Origin of the sequence: Gordonia araii NBRC 100433 (genome assembly GCF_000241265.1) — a bacterium.
In the GTDB taxonomy this organism is placed as follows: domain Bacteria; phylum Actinomycetota; class Actinomycetes; order Mycobacteriales; family Mycobacteriaceae; genus Gordonia; species Gordonia araii.
This window is the reverse complement of sequence record NZ_BAEE01000097.1, coordinates 1-1,688: the sequence shown is the minus strand read 5'-3', so window position 1 is coordinate 1,688 and position 1,688 is coordinate 1. Positions and strand designations below refer to the sequence as shown.

Below are 1,688 nucleotides of genomic sequence, written 5' to 3'. Positions count from 1 at the left end.
CCTCGATCTTTCACCAGGTGCTGCTCCCCGCCTGAGCGGTTCGGATTGATTGCGGCGGCGCTGATTATGCAGGTCGGGTACGACAGGCTGGCCGGGTGCCGCCGGATCGCGGCCGGGTTTCACGGGCCCGGAGGGTGTCTTTCAGATCGTTCGGATACGTCAGGGCACGCTGGTCACGTGCTGTTCTGGTAGCCGTCGAGTCGTTCGAGGCCGGCGATCAGCAGACCAGTGTGCTTGGCGCGAGCGTCGAACCGCAGTCGCCGCTGACGGGCGTGGCGAGCTATCCGGGCCGCGATCGCGAACAACCGAAGACGCAACGTCTTCAACTCCCAGGTACGCGCGTTCGTGCTGGTCAACGCCAACATCTGCATCCACGCGTTCAGATCGAACGCCAACGCCACGATCGCCGTCCACACTTGGTTCTGCGCGAAGTTGTGCAGCGGCAGGTTCAGCAGGCCGCAGTCCTTGCCCTGCCGGATCCGATCCTCACACCGAGCGCGACGGCGATGCCGCAGTTCCAGATCCGCCAGCTGCCCGCCCTTGGTGTTCGTGGCGAACGCCGTCAACCGCCACCCGTTCCGATCGGTGATCCGTAGCTGCGCACCGGGATGCGGTTTCTCCCGCCGTACGATCACCCGCATCCCGGGAGGCCACCCTGTCAGGTCGATGACTCCGGTCAGTTCGGCGACGTCAGCGCCGTCTCGGGGCTCACGGTCGCTGTTGTAGGCCGGGGTCCACGCCTGTGTCGGGAGTCGGTCGATGATCTCGCCCAATCGGGCGTCCAGACCGAATCCGACCGAGTACGAGACTCGCTGTTTGTGGAGGTAGTTGAGGAAGTCGTGGGTGGCGCCAGCAGAGTCGGTGCGGATCAAGATCTTGCGGCCGGGACGGGCCGGTAGGTCGGTGATCTGCGCCAACGCAGCACGGGTGGTGGTGATGTGGTCGGCGGCCGTGTTTGATCCGGCGTTCCCGGGCCGCAGCAGGATCGTTCCGGCTTCTCCCGTCGCTCCGGGCCCGTGGTCGATGAACGCGGTCATCGGATGAAATCCGTAGCCGCCCTTGTAGTTTCCCGCCGCCGATTGCTTGTCGGAGTGGGCGGTGATGAGTGTCGCGTCGAGATCGATGACCAGGGGGTCCTTCGCCGATATCCCGTGGTTCGGTGCCGCAGTGCCGGCCATAGACCACACGCGTGCCCGGGTCGCTGCTCGAGCCGCGGCGATCGCCGACAGCGCCTGGACCGGCGACTGCGCCAGAAGTGAGATCAGGCGGGAGACGGTCGGGTCGGAGGCGACGTGGCCGAAGGTGTCGGGACGTTCGCGGATGGTTGCGATGTCGGCGAGGCAGTCACCGCCGACGACCAGTGCGACGGCGAGGTCGGCGATGATCTTGCCCGGATCGTGGACCGCGAACGGTGCGCGCCACGGCGCGAGTGCGGTCGACAACTCGGCTGCCAGGCCGCTGACCTCGACGGTTCGGGTCAACAGGATGGTTCCGGCGTGGGACACGAGGTTCTCACCGTCGCCGGTGGCGTGGATGTGTGGGTAGAACACGGTAGAGTTGTTCACCAGAAAGGTGCTCCCTCGCTCTGACGTAATCGGACTGTCGCAAGAACGATTATCGCAGGTGAGAGCACCTTTCTTCATGTTTCAGGGTCGGTGAGTCGAATTCACCGATGAAGGATCCAGGCT

General features: G+C 65.2%; 1 protein-coding gene. It reads right to left on the bottom strand.

Annotated features, from left to right (window positions below; all coding sequences use genetic code 11):
• Positions 1-173: 173 nt before the first annotated feature.
• Positions 174-1,565 (bottom strand): IS1380 family transposase, encoded by a 1,392-nt coding sequence (locus GOARA_RS18700; RefSeq protein ID WP_007324000.1) that lies wholly within the window; start codon positions 1,563-1,565, stop codon positions 174-176.
• Positions 1,566-1,688 lie beyond the last annotated feature (123 nt).